Source organism: Nonomuraea sp. NPDC049784 (genome assembly GCF_040659615.1).
Lineage (GTDB): Bacteria > Actinomycetota > Actinomycetes > Streptosporangiales > Streptosporangiaceae > Nonomuraea.
The window spans coordinates 1-4574 of the sequence record NZ_JBFAMX010000728.1 but is presented as its reverse complement, the minus strand read 5'-3'; the positions used below and the strand labels follow the sequence as shown (position 1 = coordinate 4574).

The 4574-nt window shown below is 68.5% G+C and carries 4 protein-coding genes and 1 pseudogene; 3 read left to right on the top strand and 2 right to left on the bottom strand.

Annotation, left to right across the window (positions count from 1 at the left end; genetic code table 11):
- A pseudogene (locus AB0J09_RS57000) lies at positions 1–280 on the bottom strand (isocitrate lyase); the annotation flags it as partial.
- 277 nt (positions 281–557) lie between these two features.
- Between AB0J09_RS57000 and AB0J09_RS56995 the strand changes: the two are divergent.
- Together AB0J09_RS56995 and AB0J09_RS56990 are read left to right on the top strand one after the other, a co-directional pair.
- Positions 558–1997, top strand: a complete 1440-nt coding sequence (locus AB0J09_RS56995) for a helix-turn-helix domain-containing protein (protein ID WP_360711149.1) — start codon at positions 558–560, stop codon at positions 1995–1997.
- A 32-nt stretch (positions 1998–2029) separates the two neighbouring features.
- A complete protein-coding gene (locus AB0J09_RS56990; protein WP_360711146.1) occupies positions 2030–2956 on the top strand; it encodes a glucosyl-3-phosphoglycerate synthase in 927 nt (308 codons plus the stop codon).
- 62 nt (positions 2957–3018) lie between these two features.
- Here the strand turns inward: AB0J09_RS56990 and AB0J09_RS56985 are convergent, their stop codons facing one another.
- Positions 3019–3591, bottom strand: coding sequence for a TetR/AcrR family transcriptional regulator (locus tag AB0J09_RS56985; RefSeq protein WP_360711144.1), 573 nt, complete (start codon positions 3589–3591; stop codon positions 3019–3021).
- 86 nt (positions 3592–3677) lie between these two features.
- Between AB0J09_RS56985 and AB0J09_RS56980 the strand changes: the two genes are divergently transcribed.
- The coding region (locus AB0J09_RS56980; protein ID WP_360711141.1) for an MFS transporter at positions 3678–4574 on the top strand (897 nt) is incomplete at its 3' end.

Below are 4574 nucleotides of genomic sequence, written 5' to 3'. Positions count from 1 at the left end.
CCTGCCAGCCGGACAGGTAGATCGCCTTCAGACCCGCCTTCACCTGCTGGACCGCCTGGTTGCCGGTCAGCGCACCGAGGGCGTTCACGTAGTCCTCGATGTGCAGCAGGTCCCACAGCCGCTCGGCACCCAGCCGGGCCAGCGTGTGCTCCTCCTGCACACTGCCGCGCAACCTGATCACGTCTTCGGCGCGGTACGTGCGCTCGACGCCCTCCCAGCGAGGGTCGTTGTCCCATTCGTCCTGCAGCTGCTCAGCAGCTCCCTTGAGGCGATCGATCATTGTTCGCTCCTTTTCGTCCCCTGGGGCTCACGCCGAGTCTGTGCCCCGGCAGGGCCGGTCAATAGTCGATGGCTGGGAGAAGAATCGTGTAAGTTTCCCAAACAGGCATTACTCGCGGGTATTCAGCTGTGAAGAAATCCATAGTTTTCCCGTTGGCCTAGACCAATCCGAGTGACGCACCCCCTGTCTCGGGGGTCGGCGTGGAGGCTAGAAAAAGGGCCGATTTTCTGCCTAAGATGCCTGCATGGCGCCCTTGCTAGGTGAAGAACCGCTGTCTTTGACGCAGGAGCTTGATCTGATCGCGTTTGGTCAGCGCCTACGCCACCTGCGCAAACAGCGCGGCCTCACCCTGTCGGACCTCGGCTCGCGCGTCAGCAGAGCGCCCAGCCAGCTGTCGCTGCTGGAGAACGGCAAGCGCGAGCCCAAGCTCTCGCTGCTCAAGGCGCTGGCCGCCGCCCTGGGCGTGCCCGTCGAGGAACTGCTGCGCCGCCAGGCGCCCAACCGCCGCGCCCAGCTCGAGATCGCGCTGGAGGAGGCGCAGCGCGACCCCATCTACGCCGGGCTCGGGCTGCCGCGCCTGAAGGTCTCCGCGCGCGTGCCGAACGACGTGCTCGAACACCTCCTCGGCTTGTACGGCGAGCTGCGTGCCAGGCAGGCCCGCGGCACCGCCACCCCGGAGGAGGCCAGGGCCGCCAACGCCGAGCTGCGGCGCAGGCAGCGTGAGGTGGGCAACTACTTCGGCGAGATCGAGCAGGACGCCGCCAAGGCGCTCGACGCGGTCGGCTACCGCACGGGTGCCCTCTCGCAGAGCACGATCCAGAGCCTGGTCACGCATTTCGGCTATACCGTGCACACCGCGCAAGATCTGCCCCGGTCCGTACGTTCCATCACAGACCTTCGCAACCGCCGCATCTACGTCAAACACGAGCAGCTCGGCATGCACACCCCGCGCACGATCCTGCTCCAGACCCTCGGCCACCTCGCGCTCGGCCACGGCAAGCCGCGTGACTTCGCCGACTTCCTGCGCCAGCGCACCGAGGCGAACTACTTCGCCGCCGCCGTCCTCGTCCCCGAGCGGGCCGCCGCGCCCTACCTCCAGGAGGCCAAGGCCGACCGGGCGCTGTCGGTGGAGGACCTGCGGGACGTGTTCGCGGTCTCGTACGAGATGGCCGCCCACCGCTTCACCAACCTCGCCACCCACCACCTCGGCCTCGTCTGCCACTTTGTGCGCAACGACGCCGGTGGCACCATCTACAAGGCGTACGAGAACGACGGCATCGTCTTCCCGGCCGACGAGCAGGGGGCCATCGAGGGGCAGCGGATGTGCCTGCAGTGGTCGGGGCGGCAGGTGTTCGCCTCGCCCGATCGGTTCTCGGTGTACTACCAGTACTCCGACTCGCCCACCGGGACCTATTTCTGCGTGGCGCACGTGGATCCGTCGCGCGAGCGGGACTTCGCCATCACGCTGGGGGTGCCGTACAAGGAGTCACGCTGGTTCAGGGGCCGTGAGACCACCAACCGCACCAGGTCCAACTGCCCCAACGGTGACTGCTGCCGCCGCCCGCCCGCTGACCTGGCCGAACGCTGGGAGGGGTACGCCTGGCCGTCCGCCCGCGCCAACTCCCACGTCCTGGCCGCGCTGCCGCCGGGCTCGTTCCCGGGGGTGGACGAGGCCGACGTGTATACGTTCCTGGAGCGGCACGCCACCACCGCATAAGCTGATATGTGGGACACGGGGGGAGGTGTCGCATGCTCTCTGAAGTGCGAAGATGGTTGCGGCGCCGTACTTCGTCCGCCGCGGACTGGCCGCTCCGGGACCTGAAGGCCGCCAAGGGGAAGACCACGGTGAGCGTGGTGCTTCCGGCCCGCGACGAGCGGGAGACCGTGGGCGAGATCGTCAGGGTGATCCGGCGGGAGCTGGCCGGGCTCATTGACGAGATCGTGGTGATCGACTCGCGTTCCTCCGACGACACGGCGCTCGTGGCCGCGCGGGCGGGGGCCTGCGTGCATGCCCAGGACGAGATCCTGCCGCAGCTCGTGCCGCTGGACGGCAAGGGTGAGGCACTGTGGAAGTCGCTGGCGGTGACCTCAGGGGACGTGCTGGTGTTTGCCGACGCAGATATCCGGAAATTTCGTGCTTCCCTGATATTTGGCCTGCTCGGGCCCCTCCTCGCGGACCCCACCGTGGTGTACTCGAAGGGCTGCTATGACCGGCCGTTGAACGGCATCTCCAACGGAGGCGGCCGCGTCACGGAGCTCGTGGCCCGCCCCCTGATCAACCTCCACTGGCCCCAACTGGCCGGCTTCGTCCAGCCCCTGGCCGGTGAGTACGCCGGCCGCCGCTCGGCCCTGGAACGGGTGCCGTTCCTCACCGGGTACGGAGTGGAGCTCGGGCTGCTGATCGATCTGCTGGAGCTGGCCGGGCTGGACGCGCTCGCGCAGGTGGACCTGGGGTCGCGCGAGCACTCCCCACAGTCGACCGAGGCGCTCGGGGGGATGGCGTCCCAGATCATGCTGGCTGCCTGGTCGCGGTTGCGACGGCAGGGCAAGATCCATTCGTGCCATGAGCCTTCGGTACGGTTGACGCAGTTCCGCAGGGGGTTGGACGGGCACGACGTGCTGCTCCGCGACATCGGGATAGGCGAACGCCCACCCATGATCACCCTGACCACGTAACGCCGGGCTCCCCCGCGCATCTCCTCGCCGATGTGGCGTCCACGCGACTGTGCGGCTCGCCGTTACTTGAAGCCGGCCGCCACGATCTCGGCGATCTGGTCCCGCATGGCCTCGTGGTCGTCCGCGGCGTCGCCCAGGATGATACGCCCGAGCTGCGGCATCATCGACGGGAACAACGCCAGCCCCGTCAGCAGGAACACCATCCGCGCCACCCCCGCAGAGGGCTCCACCCCCAGCCCCTCCGCCAGCGAACGGGTCTTGCGGGCGCAGCGCTCCACCCGCGCCTCCTGCCCAGGCAGCAGGTCCGGACCGCGGTAGTTGAGCGCCTCCCACATCAGCAGCCGCACCAGCTCGGGATGGGTGTGGTAGTAGTCCGTCAGCTTGGCCACGTAGTCCGCTGGATCGCCGCCGGGGAGGGCGATCTGCCTGGTCAGGTCGTCGAGCGCCTCCGTGATAACGGCGTCGAACAGCTTCTCCTTGCTGCCGAAATGTCCGTAGATGCGTTCCTTGTTAACGCCGGCGCGCTCGGCGATGCGATCCACGCGGGCGCCCGCCACGCCGTACGCGGCGAACTCCTCCCGCGCGGCCTCCAGCAGGGCGGCGCGCGTGGCGGCGGTCGAGACCTTGGATGCCATGCCGCCCATGATAGCCACCAACCAGTTGGTTGCAATCCAACTGTCTAGTTGACATCCAACTAGTTGGTTGGCTACCGTCCCGGCACATGGCAACAACCACTCCTTGCGCACCGCCCCACCTCGCGGCGACCACACCGGCCCGCGCCCCGTTCGGGCGCACGATGACGGCGTTCACCCTCACCGCCGTGCTGGTCAGCGGCCAGTTGTACGTCGTGATCCCGCTCCTGCACGACATGGCCACCGGCTGGGAGTCCTCGCCGGGCGGGCTGACCTGGCTGGTGACCGCGTTCGGCATCGGGTACGGCGCCGGCTTCCTGGTGTTCGGCCCGCTGTCCGACCGCTACGGGCGTCGCAGGTTGCTGATGATCGGACTGCCGCTGGCCGCGGTCACCTCGGCGGCGGTGGCGTTGAGCCCGTCCCCCGAGGTGGCGTTCGTGTTGCGGGCCGTGCAGGGGCTGGCGGTGGCGATGTTCCCGCCCGCGGGCATGGCGTACCTGGCGGAACGGGTCGAGCCGCGCCGGCGGGTGGTCGCGATCGCGGCGGTGACCGGCGCGTTCCTCGCCTCGGCCGTGGTGCTCCAGGTCGCCGCCCAATTGATGGTGAACACGATCGGCTGGCGCGGGCTCTTCCTGCTGTCGGCGGCCGGTTTCCTGCTGGCTTTCCTGGGCGTGCGGGCGATCATGCTGCCCGACCTGCAGCGCGAGGGCTCCGGCTCGCTGCTGTCGGTCTATCGGGCGGTGCCGGGACTGCTGTTCCATCGCGTTCTCGGGCTCCGGTACATCGCCACGATCATGTTGATGGTGGGCTTCGTGGCCGTTTACACCGGTTTGCAGATCTATGGTGTGACGTCGTCCTCCGATCTGCTCACGCTCCGTACGGCCGGACTCCCCTCGATCGTCCTGGTGCCCCTCCTCATGCCCTGGCTGGCCCGGATCCCCACGACGATCAGGGCCGCGGCGTTCCTGGCGGCCGGTGGCCTCGCG